Source organism: Leucobacter musarum subsp. musarum, assembly GCF_001273845.1.
Taxonomy (GTDB): Bacteria; Actinomycetota; Actinomycetes; order Actinomycetales; family Microbacteriaceae; genus Leucobacter; species Leucobacter musarum.
The window spans coordinates 1-19,524 of sequence record NZ_JHBW01000064.1 but is presented as its reverse complement, the minus strand read 5'-3'; the positions used below and the strand labels follow the sequence as shown (position 1 = coordinate 19,524).

Here is a 19,524-nt window from a genome sequence, read left to right as displayed (position 1 = left end):
ACGAGCTCGGCGCTTGCTGCCGCACGCAGCGACCCGCTCCTCACGATTCGTGCACCGGCGCTCGGGCACGATGCACAGGATGAGCATTCCCCACGGGCCCGAGGGTCGCTTCAATCTGTGAGTATCGCGCAAGGTAGCGCGAGATCCGCAGGATATGAGGAGCGTCAATGAAGACAACACGGGTAGTTGCGGCCACATCGGTGGTCCTGATGGCGGCGATACTGGTCTCCTGCTCCACTGGGAGCGGAGACGGGTCGGGCGGCGGCTCCGATTCGAAGGTCATCGCGTACTTGCCAGGAACCCTGCCAAACACGGCTTACTCGGGCGCAGAGTGCGCCGCGAAAGAAGTGATCGAGGCCGCCGGCTATGAACTCAACACGCAAGCCCCCGCGAAGTGGGACGCCACGCTGCAGCGGCCGATGGTCGACGCGGCGATCGCGACGCATCCGGCGGGCATCATTGTCGTGCCGACCGACTCGACGGCGCTCCAACAGCCGCTGAAGAACGCCGCCGCAGATGGCATTCCGGTGATCGTGACCGACACGGGCGTCGACGACGACTCGTTTGCATCGTCCGTCGTGTCGACCGATAACGTCGGTGTCGGCGAAGCCGGCTTCGAGGCCCTCCGCGAGGCCCACCCTGACGGGGGGAAGCTCTGGATCATCAGCAACTCACCCGGCATCACCACGGGAGTGCAGCGCATGCAGGGGTTCAAGGAGGCCGCCGCCAAGTATCCCGAGTTTGAGCTGATTGAAGAGCAGTACGGCCAGGATGACAGCACGCGTTCCACTCAGCTGACGTCAGCGGTACTGCAGGCCGACCCAGATCTCGTCGGCATCTTCGCGATCTCCTGGCTTGAGGGTCTCGGCGCGAGCACAGCAGTGCAGCAGGCGGGCCTCGGCGACCAGGTGACGATCGTGTCGGTTGATGCTGACCCAGCGCAGATTGAGGTGCTTGAGGAGGGCAAGATTCAGGCTCTGGTGGCGCAGGACTTCGCCGGCATGGGGCGACAGTCGGCCGAGCAGGTGCTGAAGGCCATCCAGGGCGAGGAAACCACGCCACTGGTCGAAACCGGGGTGACGATCATCACCGCCGAATCGTTGAAGACCCCTGAAGGCAAGGCCGCCGTCTACGGGGCCAACTGCGAGTAACGCTGCAGGATCCAGCCACTCGGGCTGGTGCGCACCGCCGAGGCGGAACGGCGCACCAGCCCGAGTTCGCTGCGGGTATCGCGAGGACACACCGCGATGCCGCACCGCGGTCGATGCGAGGCAACAGCGTGCACTGACTCCTACGCCAACGCCGATCCGGGAGTTTGGCAGCGCACCGCAATTATGGGAACCTGAAGCATGGAACTGTCCATCAGCGATATTTTGGAGTTCGATTTCATTGCGGAGGCTGTTCCGACGGTCCTCTCGGGGAGCGAACATCTCAACCGCGAAGTGCGCTGGGTGCACTCCTTCGAGATTCCCGACATCACCCGCTTCCTCTCCGGAGGTGAGCTCCTGCTGACGGCGGGCCTCGGGCTCCCCGCCACCGACACGGCGCTGCGCCACTTCGTGCAAGACCTTGCGAAGAATGATGTGGCCGCGCTGATGATCGAATTCGCCGGCCGCCGCTTCGCCCGGGTACCACCCGCCCTCGTGCGCGAGGCAAAACGCTTGCGGTTCCCCATCATTGGGTTGGAGCGAGAGGTATCGTTTGCCCAGGTGTCGGCGCGTGTGCACCAGCTCATGCATCAGCAGCGGTTCGAACAGTACGAGTTCGAGCGTGAGCTCGAGTCAACGTTTTCGACGCTGCTGCTCGACAACGCCGATTCTTACGCCATCGTCGAGACGCTCGCCACACTGACGGGCAGCACCGTGGTGCTCGAAAACATGTCGCGACAGGTGCTCGCCTTCGGGTCAGTCGGGGCAGCCGAATTCGATCTGGAAGAGTGGAAACGGCATCCGCGCTCGCACCACGATGAGCACTCCCGGTGCGCGCGGCGTCCCGTCATCATTCAGGGACAGACCCTGGGCTGGTTGCATGCACTCTCACGCGACAGTCACGTCACGAAGCCGCTCATCGCCGCAGTCGAGCGCGGGGCCACCAGTGTCGCCCTGTCTATGGTGTCCGAACGCAGCGACACGGCCAAGGCCGACCAACGCAACACGGCGCTCATCACCCGCGTACTTCTGGGCGACATTACGGGCCCGGAATTCATCGACCGCGCGACCCGGTTCGGATATCAGCTCAACAAGGAGCGCGTGCAGATCATCTTGCTCAACCGACCGCACGCCTCCGACCCGAACCAGCCACTGATGCCGGAGCGGATCAACGGCCACACCTTGGTCGCTGAGATCGACAACATGACCTTTCTCGTCACGTCGAACCCGGAGAGCGTGCAGCGCCGATTTGCTTCCCGTTGGCGCCAGAGCCATATCACTGGGGGAAGCAGCAAGATTGCAAGCGCCGCGTCCATCCGCACCGCGATTACGCAGGCGAAGTCTGCAGCGGCAACCGCGCTTTCCTTACCTGAACCGAAGATCGTCAACTTCGACGAACTCGGCATTGAGCGCCTCCTCATTCCCCTCGCTGAGGGGCCGGATCTCGCAAACTTCGTCGAGGATGAGCTCGGTGGGATCCTCGACCACGACGCCGCGGCGAATGTGCCGCTGCTGCCGACATTGCGGGTCTACCTCAGCGCGAACGGCCGCAAGACCGAAGCGGCCACGCAGTTGTTCATCCACCGCAGAAGCCTGTACAACCGTCTCGACCGTATTACGGAGCTGGTGGGGGCGGACCTCGACAACGCGGCCAAACGACAGAGCCTCGAAATGGCGCTCAAGGGACTCGACATCCTCGAGGCATCAGCTTCGTCGAGCTCCCACCGGAACCAGCGGTGGGGCCGCGCCGAGCGCAGCCCCACGGCGTGACCGCCCCGAGTGGCGTTCCGCAACGGTCACTCCCCGGTCAGATCAGCGACCGCTCGAACGCCGCGCGAACAGTTTGAGCAGTCCGCCCTTCCCTGATCGCTTGCGTTGGTCGATCGCCACGGCGATGACGAGCACGATACCCACCACCACCTGCTGCCAGAAGGCTTGCACGCCGATGACCACGAATCCGTTCTGCAGTACTGCCGGGATGAAGAGTCCGATCACAGTTCCGAAGATGGCACCGATGCCGCCGAAGAGGCTGGTACCGCCGATCACCACACCGGCGATGACGTTGAGATTCGTCACCGTCTGACCGCTGAGCGTGGTGGTCTGGAAGTAGGCAAGGCTCAGCACGCCGGCGATCCCCGCGGTGAGACCGGAGAGCATGTAGACGAGAACAATGTGTCGATCCACCTTGATCCCGACTCGTCGACTGCCCTCGGGGTTCGAGCCGACCGCGAAGGTGTGCAGCCCGAACTTCGTCTGGTGCAGCAGGATGATGCCGATGACCACGAGCACCGCAGAGATCACCACCAGCACGGGAACCTGACCGAAGATCTTGCCGTACCCCACGGCTTCAGACAGCGACGCAGGCACGGCGCGAATGTCGACGCCGTTCGTAATCACCTGGGACAGCCCCAGCGCGACGCCCATCGTACCCAGGGTGGCGATCAGCGGGGGCACGTTGAGCCGGGTGATGATGAGCCCGTTGATGAGCCCCCACGCAGCACCAGCGAGCAACGCGACGGCAATTCCGATGAGTGCGGTACTCCACCCGTTGCCTCCGACCGCCGACATGACCTTGCTCGAGACCACGCTGCTGAAGACGAGCACCGAACCAATCGACAGATCGATGCCCGCGGTGATGATGACGAAGGTCATGCCGATGCCGAGAACCGCGAGAATCGCGGTGTTCATGAGGATCGCCCACGCGTTGCTCGCCGTGCCGAATGAGGCGGGGGCAAGCACAGTGAACAGGATGATCAGCGCGGTCAAGAAGATCAGCACCTGGAAGCCCTGAATCTGCGAAGTCCGCACGAGCCAGGAGCTGTTGCGGTGCTCTTCGGCCAAATTGGTCTGCTCTGCAACCGTCGTTGTCGCCATGGCGGTCACGCCTCCTGTACTTCGATTGCGCCGGTCATCGAACCGACCAGCTTCTCCATGTTCGCGTTCTCAGGCGTGTAGTTCGCGACGTCTCTGCCGCGTCGCATCACGACGATGCGGTCGCTCACCTCCATCACGTGGGGCATTGAATGGCTGATAAACACCACGGCGATTCCCGTGTCGCGCACACGTTTCACGAGGTCGAGCACGTTCTGGGTCTGCACCACCCCGAGCGCGGCCGTCGGCTCATCGAGAAAGATCACCTTCTGAGCCCACGTTGCCGCGCGGCACACCGCGATCGACTGCTTCTGGCCACCCGACATGCTGCCCACCGGCCCAGAGAAGTTTCGCACCGTCGCACCGAGCTCGATGAGCGCCTCACGCCCCTTGCGATTCATCTCTGCGGTGTTCATGAACCCGAACCACCCCAGGGCCCCCTTGCGCATGATCTCGCGCCCGAGAAAGATGTTGCGCACGGCCGAAAGATGCGGTGCCAGAGACAAGTCCTGGTACACCGTCTCCATGCCGAGCTTCTGGCTGTCGGTGGGCGACTGCAGTTTTACGGGCTTGCCTTCGAAATAGATGTCGCCGCTGTCAGGAGTGTCGCTGCCGGAGAGCATCCTCACGAGCGTGCTCTTCCCGGCGCCGTTGTCGCCGATCAGCGACACAATCTCACCAGGGCTGATCGCGAAGTCGGCTCCGTCGAGCGCGGTGACATGGCCGTATTTTTTTGCAAGGCCTTTGGCTTGCAGAACATAGGTCATCGGTGATCCTCGTTTGGTGTTCTTGGGGAGCGGCTCTCGATGCCCCGATGCGACGATGCAGCGAAAGGCCCCAGCGTATGGCGACAGCTCCGTCGCCCAGACCAACCCCTGAGCGGTGTGCCCCGTGGGATTGGCGATCAATGTACCCGCGGCAGCCGGCATGTGGACAGAGCAGCCTGTGCAGTGCTGTGCCTGTCGCATGCACAGGTTGCTCCTGCAGTTCGGCCTGTCGCAGGCACGAGACCACGCCACGCCGTGGCATTGATCGCAGCGTTGCGCACCACTTCGTTCATCGCTACGGTGGAGCAGAAGTCGGCGACGTGCGAAACGAACCGCATCAACCGGCTGACGTGCCCTCACCCTTGAGTTCGAGTGAGTGTGCATGCCTGTGGTGACACCGACAAGCAGCGAGTGCTTGTCCAACCTGTAATGATGCAAGGAGAACCATGTCGATGACGATGAACTCAGCGAAGTTCGGTCTGACCGCACTATTCGTGCGCCAGATCACGAGCGCCGCTAAGGACAATCGCAGCTGACAGCTCCCCGATCGGCGGTCTGCATTGCGCTGAGCCTGGGAGCCAGCACCCGCAGCAGTCGATCTCGTGCATCTCGCACTGATGCACGCTTCCGGCCTTGACCGGAAGATGCGACACGATCATTGACCAGTGATCGAGAAACCGATATCTGATCATCGGATTCAGTCGCACTCGTGGCACCACCGCGCTGGTGAGGCCTGGCCTCGGCGTACGTAGATTCTGCTGCGCTCCACGGCTCCGTCTGAGTGGTCCAGAAAGCGCTCCCCGAGCGCCTCGCAGACCCCAGACACCTCGGCGACCCGGTGACTCCCCCACCCGGCGGCTCGGGGACGAGTGGCTCCTCGCCACGGTCCCGCCGGGACACCGACGATTCGAAGTCCCGTCTCACCACCTCCGCCGACGCACCGTCGCACCCAGATCCTGCAGGTCGATGTCACCCCATCGACTCACCCATCCCGCGGCCCATCTGCGCACAGATCGCCCCGGACACCTCACATATTTCCCACGAAAGGCCCCCGATGCACACGTTGCACACCCACAACGCCAACGCCGTACTGTTGCCGCTCCTCGCCGACCTCGCACCCGACGCCGCAGAGCGCGAATTCCTGGAGCAGGGCGGCGTGAGCGTCGTGCTCGCCACCACGGGCGAGGAGTACGCCGCGCGCCGCGTCAGCGCAGAGCGCATTGCGTCTGAGCACTGGTGGGATGTTGCCGCGGCCACGGCCCACCTCCGGGAGATCGGCGGCCCCGGCACGCTCATCGGAGTCGATGCCGAGCCGACCGGCGTGCAGCGCCTGTCGCACCTGCTGCCCGCACTGCCGCCGCTCGTCGAAGCCCTGGAGCTCTCCGATCGCGAACTGCGGGAGCGCTACACGGCGTACGCCGAGGGCGCGCGTCGACTGGGCATCAACCTCTTCCTCGCGCCGGTGGTCGACGAGATCACCGGAACGAACGAGTGGCTGAACGGCCGCACGCTGTCGCACGACCAGGACACCGTCGAACGCATCGCCGGCGCGTACATCAACGCCTGCGCCGATGTTTCGGTTGCGGCCACGGTGAAGCACTACCCCGGGTACAGCCACCTTGACGCGCACCCGGTGCAGCACGACATCGAGCTGCACACGTCACTCGACGAGCTCGAGCGCCAGGAGATCCCTTTCTCCCGCCTGGTGCGTCGCAATGTGCCCGCGCTCATGCTCGGACCGGCTACCGTCGTCGCCCTGGACCCCTCAGAGCCTCCGGCCACCTCACCGCGCGTGATGTCGCGCGTGCGCCAGCACCTCGGGTTCCCCGGCATCATCATCACGGACGACCTCGATGCGGCCTCCACGATGCGCGGTCGGTCGATCGGTGACACCGCGGTCGCCAGCGTGCGCGCCGGCGCCGACTTGCTGCTGATCGCGGGCGGCGAGGAGATCCGTGAGGTGTCTGACGCGCTGCAGCACGAAGCCACACGCGATGGGGAGTTCGGCGTTCTGTTGAGCCGCACTGCCCACCGCGTTCGATCGTTCGCCGAACGGTGGGCGATCCGCCACTAAATATCCGCCCTCGACCCGCGACGCGAGCACTCAGGAACCTCGCTCCCACCATTCACACACTCCGCACCACAATGCTGTGCACTACGAGAGGAAATACCCATGACCGAGACCGCTGTGAGACCCACACCCGCCCCGAGCGGGCAGACGAGTGACACCGCGACCCAACCGCAACTGCGCGGCAAGATGGGCACGTTCTCACTGCTGATGACGGCTCTGGCGATCAATGCGCCGCTCGCGATTCTCGCGGGCTACGTGCCCGTCGTCATCAACGCCGGAAACGGGTTGGGGGCGCCCATCGTCTTCGGAATCCTCACCCTCGTGATCCTCACGTTCGCCGTCGGTCTGAACGCGATGTCGGTGCGCATGACGCGCCCCGGCGGCTTCTACTCCTACATTTCGCTGGGCTTGGGTCGCCTCCCCGGCCTGGCCGGCGGGTTCAGCTCGATCCTGCTCTATGTCATGCTCGGCTCGGGCACCTTTGCGCTCTTCGGTGTGATGACCGCGAACTTCGTCAACAACGTGCTCGGCATCGATTTCGGCAACTGGTTGATGTGGGCGATCATTGGCTGGGCCATCTGCCTCGTGCTGAGCCTCTTCAATGTTGAGCTCTCGTCGCGCATCCTGACCATTGTGATGTTCTGCGAGATTGCCATCGTCGTGATCTGGAACCTGCGCGTGCTGACCACCGGTGGCGCCGAAGGGTTTGCCGGAACCAACCCGTTCCCCCACCTCTTTGATGGCTCGTTCGGCCTCGCGCTGATGTTCTCCGCGCTCTCGATCATGGGCTTCGAATCGCTCCAGGTCTTCCGTGAGGAGACGAAGGATCACCAGAAGACCGTGCCCCGGGCGACCTACATCGAGATCGCACTCATCGGTGTGATGTACGCCGTCAGCGCCTACTCCTACATCGTCGGTTTCAGCCCCCTCGTCGCGCTCGCCGAGTCGGTCGACCCGACGGGCTCGGTGCTAACGTCGATCGCGGTCTACATCTCGCAGACCTTCTCGGACGTCGTCGCGGTCTTGCTCATCGGCAGCACCCTCGCCGCGAACCTCGCGATCCAGAACGTGTCGTCGCGCTACTTCTACTCGATGGCTCGCGACGGCGTGCTGCCCCGCGCGCTCGGACGCGTCAACGCGAAGCACGGCTCGCCCATGATCGCTGCGCTCGTGAGCTCGGTCGTCATCGTCATCGCCATGCTGCTGCCCCCGATGTTCGGCATGAACGACGTGGAGACGTACACCTTCCTCGGTGGTGTCGGCGCCTACTGCGTGGTCTTCATCTGGGCCGCGACGAGTATCGCGATCATCGCCTACTTCCGTCGCGTCAAAGACGGCAAGGTCACGATCTGGCAATCGACGATCGCTCCCGGGCTCGCCGGCATCGGGTTTCTCGTGATGTTCGTCATCGCGACGCTGAACCTCAGCGATCTGGTCGGTGGCGGTGCCGTCAGCACCATCATCACGGTCGCATCGCTCGCTGCCTTCGCCGGTGCCGGAGTCATCGTCGGGCTCCGCTTGCGCCGACGCGATCCCGTGCGCTTCGCGCGCGTCGGCGATCAGGGCTAGCCTCCCCGCTTCCCGGTCTGCTGCGTCGTGGCAGACCGGGAGTGCACCCCTGCGGTGCACCACCGCACCTGGTGCGGTTCCCGCTCGGTACCACCGTCCGAGCGGTCCCACGCAATGCACGCGCACACGCGCGAGAAACGGAATACATCATGGGTTTGCTCGAGAACCAGGTAGTCGCAATCACCGGCGGCGGCGGCGGGCAGGGCTACGCTCACGCACTCGCATCAGCACGCGAGGGGGCAGACGTCGTGCTGCTTGATCTCGCGCCCGCAGACAGCGATCTGTACGCTCGCGCGGTGGCCGCGGTGGAGTCCTTTGGCCGCACCGCCTACGTATTCCAGGCCGACGTCGCCTCGCAGGAGGCGCTCGACGCCGCGGCCGCGGCCGCGGTCGAAGCCGCCGGCAAGGTCGATGCGGTCATCGTCAACGCTGGCGTCACCATTCTGGGCCACTTCTGGGAGATGCCCGAGTCGGTGTGGGATACGACGATGCGTGTGAACCTGACCGGCGCGTGGAAGACCGCCAAGGCGTTCATGCCCCACTTCATCGAGCGCGAGGCTGGCTCGTTTGTCATGATCTCGTCGGTCGACGGCATCGACCCCGAGGAAGAGATCACCGCCTACGGTGTCAGCAAGGCCGGCGTGCTCGCCCTCATGAAGCAGGTCGCGTATGAGGCCGCCGCGTTCGGCGTGCGCTGCAACGCGATCTCCCCCGGATTCATCGATACTCCGATGAACAACACGCAGGAGATGTACGACCGCCTCGCGGGCGGCCCCGGGCTCGGCACGCGGGATCACCTCCTCGATTTCGGCCACCAGTTCACCGCGCTCAAGGGTGTCAGCCTGCTTGAGGGTGCCGACGTCGCAGACACGGCGATTTACCTGAACTCGGATCTCGCCCGCAACGTCACGGGCATCAACATCGTGGTCGACGCTGGCCACTCGTTGATGAACCGGCTGAACCCCAAGCCGGTGCGCTAAGCCGTCCCAGTGTGCGTGGTGGTGCGGGTGCGCTTCTTCGGACGCGCTTTCGCACCACCACCCCTCGAAAGGAACTCGCAATGAGCACAGAACTTCTCGCTTCGTGCTGGACAACGGCAGGGAACGTGCGCCCGGGCATGACCGGCCCGAATTCCCCGCACAGTTTTGAAGCGCGGGTGACGGCTGCGGCCACTGCCGGCTTCACCGGTTTCGGTATCGGTATCGATGACTTGCGTCATGCGCGCAACACCATCGGGTACCGCACGGCGCGGCGCATTCTTGAAGACAACGGGATGACGCGCCTCCAGATCGAGTTCGTCGATCACTGGTGGCGCCCCGAAGACGGAGAGGTCGCATCGACGATCGACGATCTGCTCGCCGCTGCAGAAGCACTCGGTGCGCACCACATCAAGATCGGCGCGGGATCGCGCTTGGACCAGCGCCCCGACCCCGATCAGCTGGTCGACCGGTTCCGCAGCTTCGCACAGCGCGCTGCCGATGCCGGTACCCGTATCGCGCTCGAACCGGCCGCGTTCTCGATGTTTCCACGCACGACTGACGCGGGCGCGTTCGTTGACACGGCTGACCACCCCGCCGGTGGCATCATCGTCGACATCTGGAGCGTGTTCCGCAGCGGCCAGCCATACTCGGAACTGGTCGAGCGCCTCACCCCGCAGCGCATCTTCGCCGTCGAGCTCAACGACGGGGCTCGCGAACCCGTCGGCACGCTCATCGGCGACACCTTCGACCACCGTCTGCAGTGCGGTGCCGGAGAGTTCGGTATCGAGAGCTTCATCGACGCGATGCGTGCGCTCGCCTATGACGGGCACTGGGGCATCGAGGTGATGTCGGATCACTTCCGCACGCTGTCCCTGGCGCAGGCCGTACGTGAATCGTTCGAGTCCGGGCGTCGCGTACTCCAACCCGCGCGCGTGTGACCCTCACACGGAGCCCCGAAATGACGCGTGCAGTGGAGGAGCGCCTTACGGCATACTCCCCCACCGCACGCGCGTCACTTCGTCAGCGACGCAAACGAGGTCGTACGGTGTCAGACTCGCTCGGCAGCCGGAGCCTCAACCATCTGCGCCTCAGCCTGAGCCGCACCGGTGGTGCGGGCGGGAGCGAAACGGATGAGCAGCGGCCCGGCGATCGCGACGAACAGCATGAGGATCGCGGGCATCATGAAGAGCCACTGGATTCCGACCGAGGTCGCCACCACCGACAGCAGTGCGGGGCCCACGAGGAATCCGAGGTGGCCCACACCGTTCACGATGCCAATGTTGCGACCGGCGTTCTTCGGGTCCATGCGACCCGCGGCAGAGATCGTGATCGGCTGGATGCAACCGAGGCCGAGACCCATGAGGCCGAACCCGACGTAGGCGACGCCCATGTTCGGAGCGAACGTCACCGTGAGCGCGCCCAGCGCACCGATCAGACCGCTGGCGACCAGCGTCTTACGGTCACCGAGTGCGGAGATGACGCGATCGCCGATCACGCGAGTCACGAACTGCGTACCCGAGAACACCGAGAGCGCGAGACCCGCGGTACCGGGGTTCACCTCAAGGACGCGACGGCCGAACTCCTGCGCCCAGTCGATTGGAGCGCTTTCGGAGAAGACGCCACTCAAGAAGAGTACCGAGAAGCCGAGCAGGGCCAGCACGAGCGTGAACCCGGCCATCGTCGCCGTGCGTGCCGCGTCACCGGTAGCTTCGGCGACCGGGCGATCCTCGACCACGATCAACTCGGACTTGTCGAGGATGAACCGACCCGCGATGAGCCCGATGATGGCGAGCGGGATACCGATGCACATGAAGGCCACGGCGGGGGTGTCGGTGAACCGCTGCGCGAAGAAGCTTCCGATGAAGCCCGTGACGAAGCCGCCGAGCGGGTAGAGCGCATTGAAACCGGCCAGCAGCGCACGACCGTAGTGGCGTTCCAGATGAACACCCTGCGTGTTGATGGTGGTGTTGAACGTGCCTCGGAAGAGACCGATCAGCACGCCTGCCACCATTGCCGTCACGAGACCGGGCAGGAACGCGAGCGGCAGGTATGACAGCGGGTAGAGCACCAACAGCGGGGTCGCCACGCGACGCGGCCCGTATCGGTCAACAAGGGGGCCAATAATCACGCAGCCCAGCGCAGTTCCGGCGCCGATCGAGGCTGCCAGTGCACCAAAGCTGGCATCACCCGAAGCGCCTTCCCAGCCCATGTGTTCGCGCAGCGCGGAGGTGCCGGTCGACCACATGATGATGGCCGATCCCAGCTGGAAAAAGCAGAAAAATGTAGCGATTCGGGCAGCGCGCAGGCGCGCTGGAGTGAGTCGCGATATTGCGGAAGTGTTCGACGTCATTGGCTCTCCAAGTGTTTCTTCGTTGAAAGGCCGCGTTGTTCCGCACCACCACCGCCGCTGTGCAGGTGACAATGGAACTACGCAGCGGTGTTGACGCGTCCGCGATCGCAGCGTTACGAGATAGAGCGGATCACGTCAGAGGTACACGAGCTGTCGGTGTTCTGGGACTTCTGAGCTATGAACCACATCGCTTTCATGAGCCGGTGCGCCACTCGCCAAAGATTGCGACATCGTTCGCGGAGACAGTGTCAAGGTGAGCTCTGGCCGCGCGCGAGCGCGCCAGAAACCCGTACATTCCACGCTACTGAAGGCTCGCTCAGCTGTCCCGTCTCGCTCAGAGCAGGTTTTTGACACATCCTGCCCACTCCGTGCACCTGAGTTATGCGCATGTACCGAAGCTCCGCCCGCACAACGCCGCAGGGGCCGGACATCAGTGATGCCCGGCCCCATTGCACTGCCGAAGCAGTGTCAGTGATTCTCGGCTAGATGCTCGCGACGTCAACCCACGCGCGGCGATCGCTGGAGACCTGGCAGGCCTCAACGAGCTGCGCGATGCGGAAGCCCGCCTCGAAATCGGGCCACATGGACTCGCCCGTCGTCACGGAACGAATGACCTCGCTCGCCTCGATCACTTTCGTCTCGTTGTATCCGAGGCCCGTGTTCGGCAGGTTCAGGAACGCAGCGAAGTTTTCGTTCTCGGTGCCCACGTCGATGGCCTTGAAACCACGGCGTCCCTGGGGGTCGTCGTTCGAGTAGACGCGAATCCGGTTGATCTCATCGTAGTTGTAGACGAGGCTGCCGCGGGTGCCGTAGATCTCGTACTTCTGCTCGAACTTGCGCCCGGTCGCGGTGCGGCTGAAATCGATCAGCCCCATCGCGCCGTTCGAGAACGTGCACACGAGGTTGACGGCGTCCGCGTTGGTCACGTCGGCCATCGGCTCATCGCCGGTCAGCTCGGTGTTCGCACCGTATGCGCCGGCGCCTTCGACGATCGGCCGCTGGGGCGTGATGATCCGTGAGTCGGCGACGAGGTACTCGATGCTCCCGACGAGTCCGTCGAGGATCGCGAAGACGTGCGAACCCGTGTCACCGGTGATGCCGGTGGGGGCGAGGTTGCCGTCGGCACGCCAGATGAACGGCGCGTTCGGATCTCCGAAGGAGTCAATGTGCTGAGACGCTTTCACCATGGTGATCTCGCCGATCTCACCCGACTCGATGATGTCGCGAGCGACGTCGTGTGCGGGGTTGCGCATGAACGAGTACCCCACGCGCGTGACGACACCGGCCTCCTTCGCGAGCTCGGCGAGCTCGCGAGCCTCTGCGGCGGAGTCGCTCAGCGGCTTCTCGCAGTAGACGTGCTTGCCGGCCAGGATCGCAGCCTTGGCAATCTCGTAGTGCAGCGAGTCGGGCAGGCAGATGTCAATCAGGTCGACGTCCGGATCATCGATCACCTCGCGCCAGTCTGCCGTGGTGCGGGCCGTCGGGAACTTGGCGGCCTGCGCGGCGAGCGCGTTGGGCTCGGCGTCAACGAGCCATGCCACCTCGACGGTGCCGCGCTTCTTGCCGTAGTAGGCCTCGATGTTCTGGTAGGCGTTGGAGTGCACTCGCCCCATCCACCCGCATGCACCGAGCACACCTACGCGAACGGGGGTCTCCTGCTGGTCAGTCATGTTGCTCCTTCGGTTCGGTGGATTACTGGCGACGCACGATGGGAAGCACGCCGGTGGCCTGGCGCTCATCGTGGTGGTCGCCTGCGGTGTTCCCAATCCGGCGGTAGGCCGCAGGGTTGCTGCGACGCAGTCGCAGCGCCACAACGACGCCGGCGGCAAGGATCAGCAGCAGGAGCAGTTGCTCAAGCGAGGCCACGAGTACAGGCGCTTCGATCGACATCGGGTAGTAGATCGACGAGAGCACGAGCAAGAACCCCATACCCAACACTGCGAGCACCGGGGCGATGATCGTGTTCCACACCGACTCGGAATGCCGCACGATGCGGAAGTAGCGCAGCACGGCGACTGAGGTCAGCACGAACATCACAATGAGGCTGAACGTACCGAAGCCAAACATCGAGGCGTACATGGTGACCGGGTTCATGCCGCCGAGGATGAAGGGCAGCACGAAGATGACGGCGAGCACAGTACCGGTGATCGATGCCTTCGACGGCGAACCGAATCGCGGGTTCGCGGTTCCGAGGTAGCGGGGGAGGTTGCCGTCGCGACCGAGCATGAAGAGGTACCGCGAGAACGCATTGTGCGTCGAGAGACCGCCGGCGAAGACGCTGGTGACCACCAGCAGTGTCATGATCTGGGTGAACGTCTGCCCGAAGTAGTGCAGGAAGCCGTGGTTGAAGAGCACCGTCGGGTCGTCTGCGCCGACCGCAGCCACATTGTCGGGTCCCCAGAAGGTCACGAGGCACCATGCAGAGAGCGAGTAGAAGAGGCCCAGGCCGATGATGGCGATGTACATGGCGCGCGGGATGGTCTTGCGCGGGTTCTTGACCTCATCGCGGTAGATGACGGTGGTCTCGAAGCCGATGTAGCACGCGATCGCAAACAGTGTTGCAACGCCCAGGTCGCCCGACAGCACGTATTCAGGCTGGAACGACTGGAACTGGTACCCCTCAGGGCCACCCGTGAACATGACCGGGATGTTGAAGAGCATCACGAGACCGACTTCGACGGCCATGAGGCCGGCGAGCACCTTGCCCGAGACCTCAACGTTGAAGTAGCCGAGGCATGCGATGATCATCCACTCCGCGAGGCTGAAGAGCCACCACGGAATTCCGGTGATCCCGAACAGCGCGAATGCGTTCGCGGTCGAGACGCCAAAGAAGGCGTAGCTGCCCACCACGAACACAAAGTAGGTGAAGGTGGTGAGGTACCCGGCGCCGAGACCGAGCGGCCGCCCGAGGCCTGCGGTGATGTAGGTGTTGAACGCGCCCGCCTTCGGCAGGTTGCGTGTCATGGTGGTGAAGCCCACCGCGAACAGCAAGAAGATCAGCCCGACGAACAGATAGATCGTGGGCGTACCGATACCGTTTCCGCGCGTGATGCCGAGGGGCAGCACACCGATCACATTTCCCAGAGGGCCAGCCATGGCGAGCACCGTCAGCGCGAGCTGTAGGGTGCCCATCTTGCCGCGGAGTTCACCCTGCGGGGCCGAAGTCTGAGAGGTGGCGTTCGCGCTCATCGTGCGCCTCCCCTGTTCCGAGCGTTCGCGCAGGTGGCGAACGCGCTGGGGTTAATCCTCGAATTCATGAGGGTTCCTTCCGCTCTGAAGTGCGCAACTCACCGATCAGCGCTGCCGCACGGCAGCGCGAGTCGGGCTATCCGTTGTGACAGTTATGGAGTGCTCTCCGGAGTGCGCATGACTCATCATTGCTACTTGGCCCTCGGCAGCGGGGGCGTATTCGGTGTGATTTCTGGATTGAACTCCGAACCCGAGCGGTTCAATGCTGCGGGATGTGGGGTGGACGCCGCCGTCCACATTCGATCGCAGAAATCAGCATAAGAACGGTTGTGGCACGATGGCATGCACACGTCATGCAACTCTGAGCACTTTTCTTCCCAGAATGTGTTTGAGAGCTCGCACTCACCTGAGAAATTATGGTATTGGGGCGCGTACCGAATACATGAGCGTCGGTTACGGGATTGCAAGGAATCAGCGAACAGGTCGCCGGTTCGAACGACGGAGGTCGCTTGAACACGGTCCGTCGCGGAGTATCGAGGGACGATGATGTACACGAAACGTGAAGTGCGACGCTGGGCGATCAGCCTGGGTGGGTTCTTCGGTTTGACCGGCTTCATGTTCAGCTCGTGGCTGGGACGACTTCCGGCGATTCGCGACCACCTCGAAGCGTCCACCTCGCAGATGAGTCTCTTGGTGCTCTGCCCTGCGGTCGGTTCGGTGATCGGGTTTACGATCGCCGCGCGCGTGATCGATCGGATTTCGATTCGACGATCACTCTGGCTCTGGATCATGATCCAAGCCGTCGGGATCATTGCCGCCACCTCACTGCTGTGGCTCGGCGGCCCCAGCGTCATCGCCGCAGGTCTCGTGATGGTGTGCTACGGGATGTGCTTCAGCATGCATGACGTCGCGATCAACGTCAATGGCAACGATGCGGAGCGCGCCTCCGGTAAGCCACTGCTCCCGGTCTTGCACGCCGCATTCAGTTTCGGCGGCTTGCTCGCGCTCGTCACCTGCTCCATTGCGGAGCGGTTCGCTGTTGCGTTCCCCGTGCATCTCGGTGTTGTCGGGGTGCTGGTCATTGCGCTCAGCGCCGTCGCGATCCGCCAGATTCCCCAGGAGACGCGCGAGACGCACCCCGATGCATCGACCCCGGACCCCTCAGCTGACACCGCACGGCCGCAGGCAGTCTACCGCCCGTGGAAATCGCGTCGCGTGCTCCTGCTCGGCCTGCTCGCCGCCAGCATCGCCCTTGCGGAAGGCAACGCGAACGACTGGTTGTCCCTCTCGCTGGTCGATGAGCACGGCTTCAGTCGGGGAAGCGCGGCACTCACGCTGAGCACCTATTTCGCCGCGATGACGCTCAGTCGACTGACCGGCACGTATCTGCTCTACCGGTTCGGGCGAGTACCGATGCTGCGAGTGACGTCCTTCTGCTGCGCAATCGGCGTGTTCACCGTGATGATCTCGGATATCCCGGCGGTCACCATCATCGGTGTCATCGCTTGGGGAATCGGCTCATCGCTCGGCTACCCCGTTGCACTCTCGGCGGCTGGTGACAATCGCGCGACGGCCACGCGAGATGTGGCAACGGTAGCCGCGATTGCCTACACGACCATGCTGCTTGGCCCGGTGCTGGTCGGCTTCCTCGGCGAGCACGTCGGCCTGCGCTGGGCGTTCGTACCGTTGCTCACCATCGTGCTGCTCGGCACCCTGGCGATCGGCGCCGCGCGGCCACCGAAGCCGGTCAACGCACCGTAATCGCGGGGTCGTCAGTCGACGTGCGAGCTCGGGAGCTGCGCACGCGCGTCGCGCTGCGCGCAATGCTGTCGCGCAGAGTCGCGTCTGCTCGAGCTGCGGCGGCGACCCCGCGTGCAATGTGGGAGAGTTGCTCGCCGCCTGGAGCCCAGAGCAAATCGACCCCCGCCCGAATTGCTGCGGTCGCGGTGTCACTGATGTCTCCGTGCTGCCGCATCGACGCACTCGCCAACTCGTCACTGAGAATCAGACCGTCGAAGTTGAGGTCGTCTCTCAGCAACGAAACCGTGCGCCGTGAGGTGGACGCCGGGTGTGTCGGATCGAGCTCCTCGATAACATCTGACCCCAGCACGATGGCGTGCACACCGGCGTTAATCGCGGTGAGAAAGGGTCGCAGCCGTTCCGGCTTCCACTCTCCGGACGCACTCAGCTCATCGACGCTCGGAGCGGCTCCGCCGACGCCGGCACACGTTGACCCGGGGAAATACTTCACCGCGGCGTGCACCCCAGCGCACTGTGTGCCGCGAATGTACGAAGCAGCGATCGGCCCCATCTCGTTGAGCCCGACGTCCAGACGGCGACTGAATCGGTGGGGGTGGTGTCCTCGCGACACCTCAATCACCGGACCGAGAAACAGATTGATTCCGAGAAGCGTGGCCGACAGCGCCACTCCTGCACTGTTCGCTTCGAACCCCTGGTTCGCCTCTGCTCGGGCGTACGGGGGCACCAGCTGATGCAGACGCTGAATGCCCCATGGTTCGTGCTCAACGGCGAAGCCGAGCCCGTTGGGGGATGCACTGCGTAGCTCGCCAGTGACGTGCCGGAAAAGCTCCGCGGTTTCAAACCGCAGGCGGTCCTCCGTCATGGATCCGTCACGGCGTTCGGCGGGTGAGATCCCCATCACCATCATCTCGGTGCCAGCCTCGCTCGCGTGCAGCATCCATCGCTGCACACTCAGGGTGTCAATCGTGGGCATGAGCATGGCCATCACGTCGCGCATGAGGCTCATGCGCGTTCCTCACCGTCGAGCATCGGCGGAACGGGGTTCGCGAGCCGCAATGGCTCCCTCTGCGGGAACATACTGGTTCATCTCCACTCAGCCCTCGACTCCGAGCGCAGCACATCATCGTCACCTCAGAATATGAACCGTTCTCACTCCCGAGACAGACACAGCTGATGCATCCCCGGCTAGTTTTGTTCCCAGAGTGTGTCCCATGTGGTACTCCAGCGTCAGAGAACATGGAGTCAGGAGCGTGAAGAAGCGCTCCATGCGGCGTGCCATGAGCAATGTTCATGCGCACTCGCTCACACGTCAAGCATGAAGGACAGACTTATATGTCACGCATTCCCCACGTCATCGGCGGCGAGAAGATCGACGCCGCAGAGCGCACGCAGCCGGTGTACAACCCGGCGACCGGCGAGGCCCAGCACGAGCTGAGCATCGCGTCGGTCGAGACCGTCGAGCAGGCGATCGCCGCGGCGAAGGCGGCGCTGCCGAAGTGGCGGAAGACGAGCCTCACCAAGCGTGCCGACGTGTTCTTCAACCTGCGCCAGCTGCTGAAGCAGCGCACCCCCGAACTCGCCGCCATCGTCACCAGCGAGCACGGCAAGGTGCTGTCTGACGCCGCAGGCGAGATCGCTCGCGGTCTCGAGAACGTCGAGTTCGCGTCGGGTCTGCTGCACCTCCTGAAGGGTGAGCGCGATGAGCAGGTCTCCACCGGCGTCGACGTGCACTCGATCAAGCAGCCGGTCGGCGTCGTCGCCGCCATCACCCCGTTCAACTTCCCGGTCATGGTGCCGCTGTGGATGATCGCGAGCGCAATCGCCTGCGGCAACACCGTCGTGCTGAAGCCCTCTGAGCGCGACCCCTCCGCATCGGTGTTCATCGCCGACCTCTTCCGTGAGGCCGGCCTGCCCGACGGCGTGCTCAACGTCGTGCACGGCGACAAGGTCGCCGTCGACACGCTGCTCGACAGCCCCGACGTCAAGGCCGTCTCGTTCGTCGGCTCGACCCCGATCGCCCGCTCGATCTACCAGCGCGCAGCCGCCAATGGCAAGCGCGTCCAGGCGCTCGGTGGCGCGAAGAACCACATGCTGGTGCTGCCCGACGCCGATATCAACGTCACCGCCGACGCCGCCATCTCGGCCGCGTACGGCTCGGCCGGCGAGCGCTGCATGGCCGTCTCAGTCGTCGTCGCCGTGGGCGATGTCGCGGATCGCCTGATCCCCGAGCTCACCAGCCGCATCGCGGGCCTCAAGATCGGTGACGGCACCGATCCGGCTTCCGAGATGGGCCCGCTCATCACTCGCGAGGCCAAGGAGCGCGTCGAGGGCTACGTCGCCGGCGCCGAGGCCGAGGGTGCGACAGTTGTCGTCGACGGCCGCGAGGCGAAGTTCGAAGGCAACGGCTTCTTCACGGGCGTCTCGCTGATCGACCACGTCAAGACCGACAGCAAGGTGTACCTCGAGGAGATCTTCGGGCCGGTGCTCGCGATCGTGCGCGTCAACACCTACGAAGAGGGCGTCGAGCTCATCAACTCGCACCAGTTCGGCAACGGCACCGCGATCTTCACCCGCGACGGCGGCGCAGCGCGTCAGTTCGAGTTCGAGGTCGAGGCCGGCATGGTCGGCATCAACGTGCCGATCCCCGTGCCGGTAGGCGCATTCTCGTTCGGCGGCTGGAAGGATTCGCTCTTCGGCGACTCGCACATCTACGGCCCCGAGTCGATCAACTTCTACACCCGCTCGAAGGTCGTCACCACGCGCTGGCCGAACGCTGACCAGTCGAAGATCGACCTCGGCTTCCCGAGCAACCACTAAG

Annotated in this window: 14 protein-coding genes; 8 read left to right on the top strand and 6 right to left on the bottom strand. The window is 64.1% G+C overall.

The features are described 5' to 3' along the window. Positions 1–167 precede the first annotated feature (167 nt). Positions 168–1,151, top strand: coding sequence for an ABC transporter substrate-binding protein (locus CH42_RS02110; protein WP_082309236.1), 984 nt, complete (start codon positions 168–170; stop codon positions 1,149–1,151). Positions 1,152–1,349: 198 nt separating this feature from the next. Continuing rightward, positions 1,350–2,918 carry a PucR family transcriptional regulator gene (locus CH42_RS02105; protein ID WP_053351572.1) on the top strand — a complete coding sequence of 523 codons (1,569 nt, stop codon included), beginning with the start codon at positions 1,350–1,352 and terminating at the stop codon, positions 2,916–2,918. Between the two features lie 42 nt (positions 2,919–2,960). Here the strand turns inward: CH42_RS02105 and CH42_RS02100 are convergent, their stop codons facing one another. Together CH42_RS02100 and CH42_RS02095 are read right to left on the bottom strand one after the other, a co-directional pair. Beyond that, a complete protein-coding gene (locus CH42_RS02100; RefSeq protein ID WP_053351703.1) occupies positions 2,961–4,022 on the bottom strand; it encodes an ABC transporter permease in 1,062 nt (353 codons plus the stop codon). Between the two features lie 5 nt (positions 4,023–4,027). Then, positions 4,028–4,786 carry an ATP-binding cassette domain-containing protein gene (locus CH42_RS02095; protein ID WP_053351571.1) on the bottom strand — a complete coding sequence of 253 codons (759 nt, stop codon included), beginning with the start codon at positions 4,784–4,786 and terminating at the stop codon, positions 4,028–4,030. 1,054 nt (positions 4,787–5,840) lie between these two features. On the opposite strand from CH42_RS02095, the gene CH42_RS02090 reads away from it, so the two are divergent. The 4 genes from CH42_RS02090 to CH42_RS02075 all read left to right on the top strand — a co-directional run bounded on the left by CH42_RS02090 (position 5,841) and on the right by CH42_RS02075 (position 10,344). Then, the gene (locus CH42_RS02090; RefSeq protein WP_053351570.1) at positions 5,841–6,860 is read left to right on the top strand and encodes a glycoside hydrolase family 3 N-terminal domain-containing protein; all 1,020 of its coding nucleotides are present in this window, start codon (positions 5,841–5,843) and stop codon (positions 6,858–6,860) included. Positions 6,861–6,959: 99 nt separating this feature from the next. Beyond that, complete coding sequence (locus tag CH42_RS02085) at positions 6,960–8,426, top strand: APC family permease (protein WP_053351569.1); 1,467 nt, start codon at positions 6,960–6,962, stop codon at positions 8,424–8,426. A 149-nt stretch (positions 8,427–8,575) separates the two neighbouring features. Beyond that, on the top strand, positions 8,576–9,406 hold the full coding sequence (locus tag CH42_RS02080; protein WP_053351568.1) for an SDR family oxidoreductase: 831 nt from the start codon (positions 8,576–8,578) through the stop codon (positions 9,404–9,406). Positions 9,407–9,486: 80 nt separating this feature from the next. Beyond that, positions 9,487–10,344 (top strand): sugar phosphate isomerase/epimerase family protein, encoded by an 858-nt coding sequence (locus tag CH42_RS02075; RefSeq protein WP_075205203.1) that lies wholly within the window; start codon positions 9,487–9,489, stop codon positions 10,342–10,344. A gap of 110 nt (positions 10,345–10,454) precedes the next feature. On the opposite strand, the gene CH42_RS02070 is transcribed toward CH42_RS02075, so the two are convergent. The 3 genes from CH42_RS02070 to CH42_RS02060 form a co-directional block, all read right to left on the bottom strand. Continuing rightward, complete coding sequence (locus tag CH42_RS02070) at positions 10,455–11,651, bottom strand: MFS transporter (RefSeq protein WP_162231053.1); 1,197 nt, start codon at positions 11,649–11,651, stop codon at positions 10,455–10,457. Between the two features lie 587 nt (positions 11,652–12,238). Then, positions 12,239–13,426 carry a Gfo/Idh/MocA family protein gene (locus CH42_RS02065; protein WP_053351565.1) on the bottom strand — a complete coding sequence of 396 codons (1,188 nt, stop codon included), beginning with the start codon at positions 13,424–13,426 and terminating at the stop codon, positions 12,239–12,241. A 22-nt stretch (positions 13,427–13,448) separates the two neighbouring features. Continuing rightward, on the bottom strand, positions 13,449–14,945 hold the full coding sequence (locus tag CH42_RS02060; RefSeq protein WP_053351564.1) for an APC family permease: 1,497 nt from the start codon (positions 14,943–14,945) through the stop codon (positions 13,449–13,451). Between the two features lie 543 nt (positions 14,946–15,488). Here CH42_RS02060 and CH42_RS02055 point away from each other — a divergent pair. Further along, positions 15,489–16,706 (top strand): MFS transporter, encoded by a 1,218-nt coding sequence (locus CH42_RS02055; protein ID WP_053351563.1) that lies wholly within the window; start codon positions 15,489–15,491, stop codon positions 16,704–16,706. Here the strand turns inward: CH42_RS02055 and CH42_RS02050 are convergent. Continuing rightward, on the bottom strand, positions 16,693–17,712 hold the full coding sequence (locus CH42_RS02050; protein WP_053351562.1) for a glycoside hydrolase family 3 N-terminal domain-containing protein: 1,020 nt from the start codon (positions 17,710–17,712) through the stop codon (positions 16,693–16,695). The two genes, CH42_RS02055 and CH42_RS02050, sit on opposite strands and share 14 nt — an antisense overlap. 326 nt (positions 17,713–18,038) lie before the next feature. On the opposite strand from CH42_RS02050, the gene CH42_RS02045 reads away from it, so the two are divergent. Beyond that, positions 18,039–19,523: a CoA-acylating methylmalonate-semialdehyde dehydrogenase gene (locus CH42_RS02045; RefSeq protein WP_053351561.1), complete on the top strand. Its 1,485-nt coding sequence runs from the start codon at positions 18,039–18,041 to the stop codon at positions 19,521–19,523. The last annotated feature ends 1 nt before the right edge of the window (position 19,524 follow it).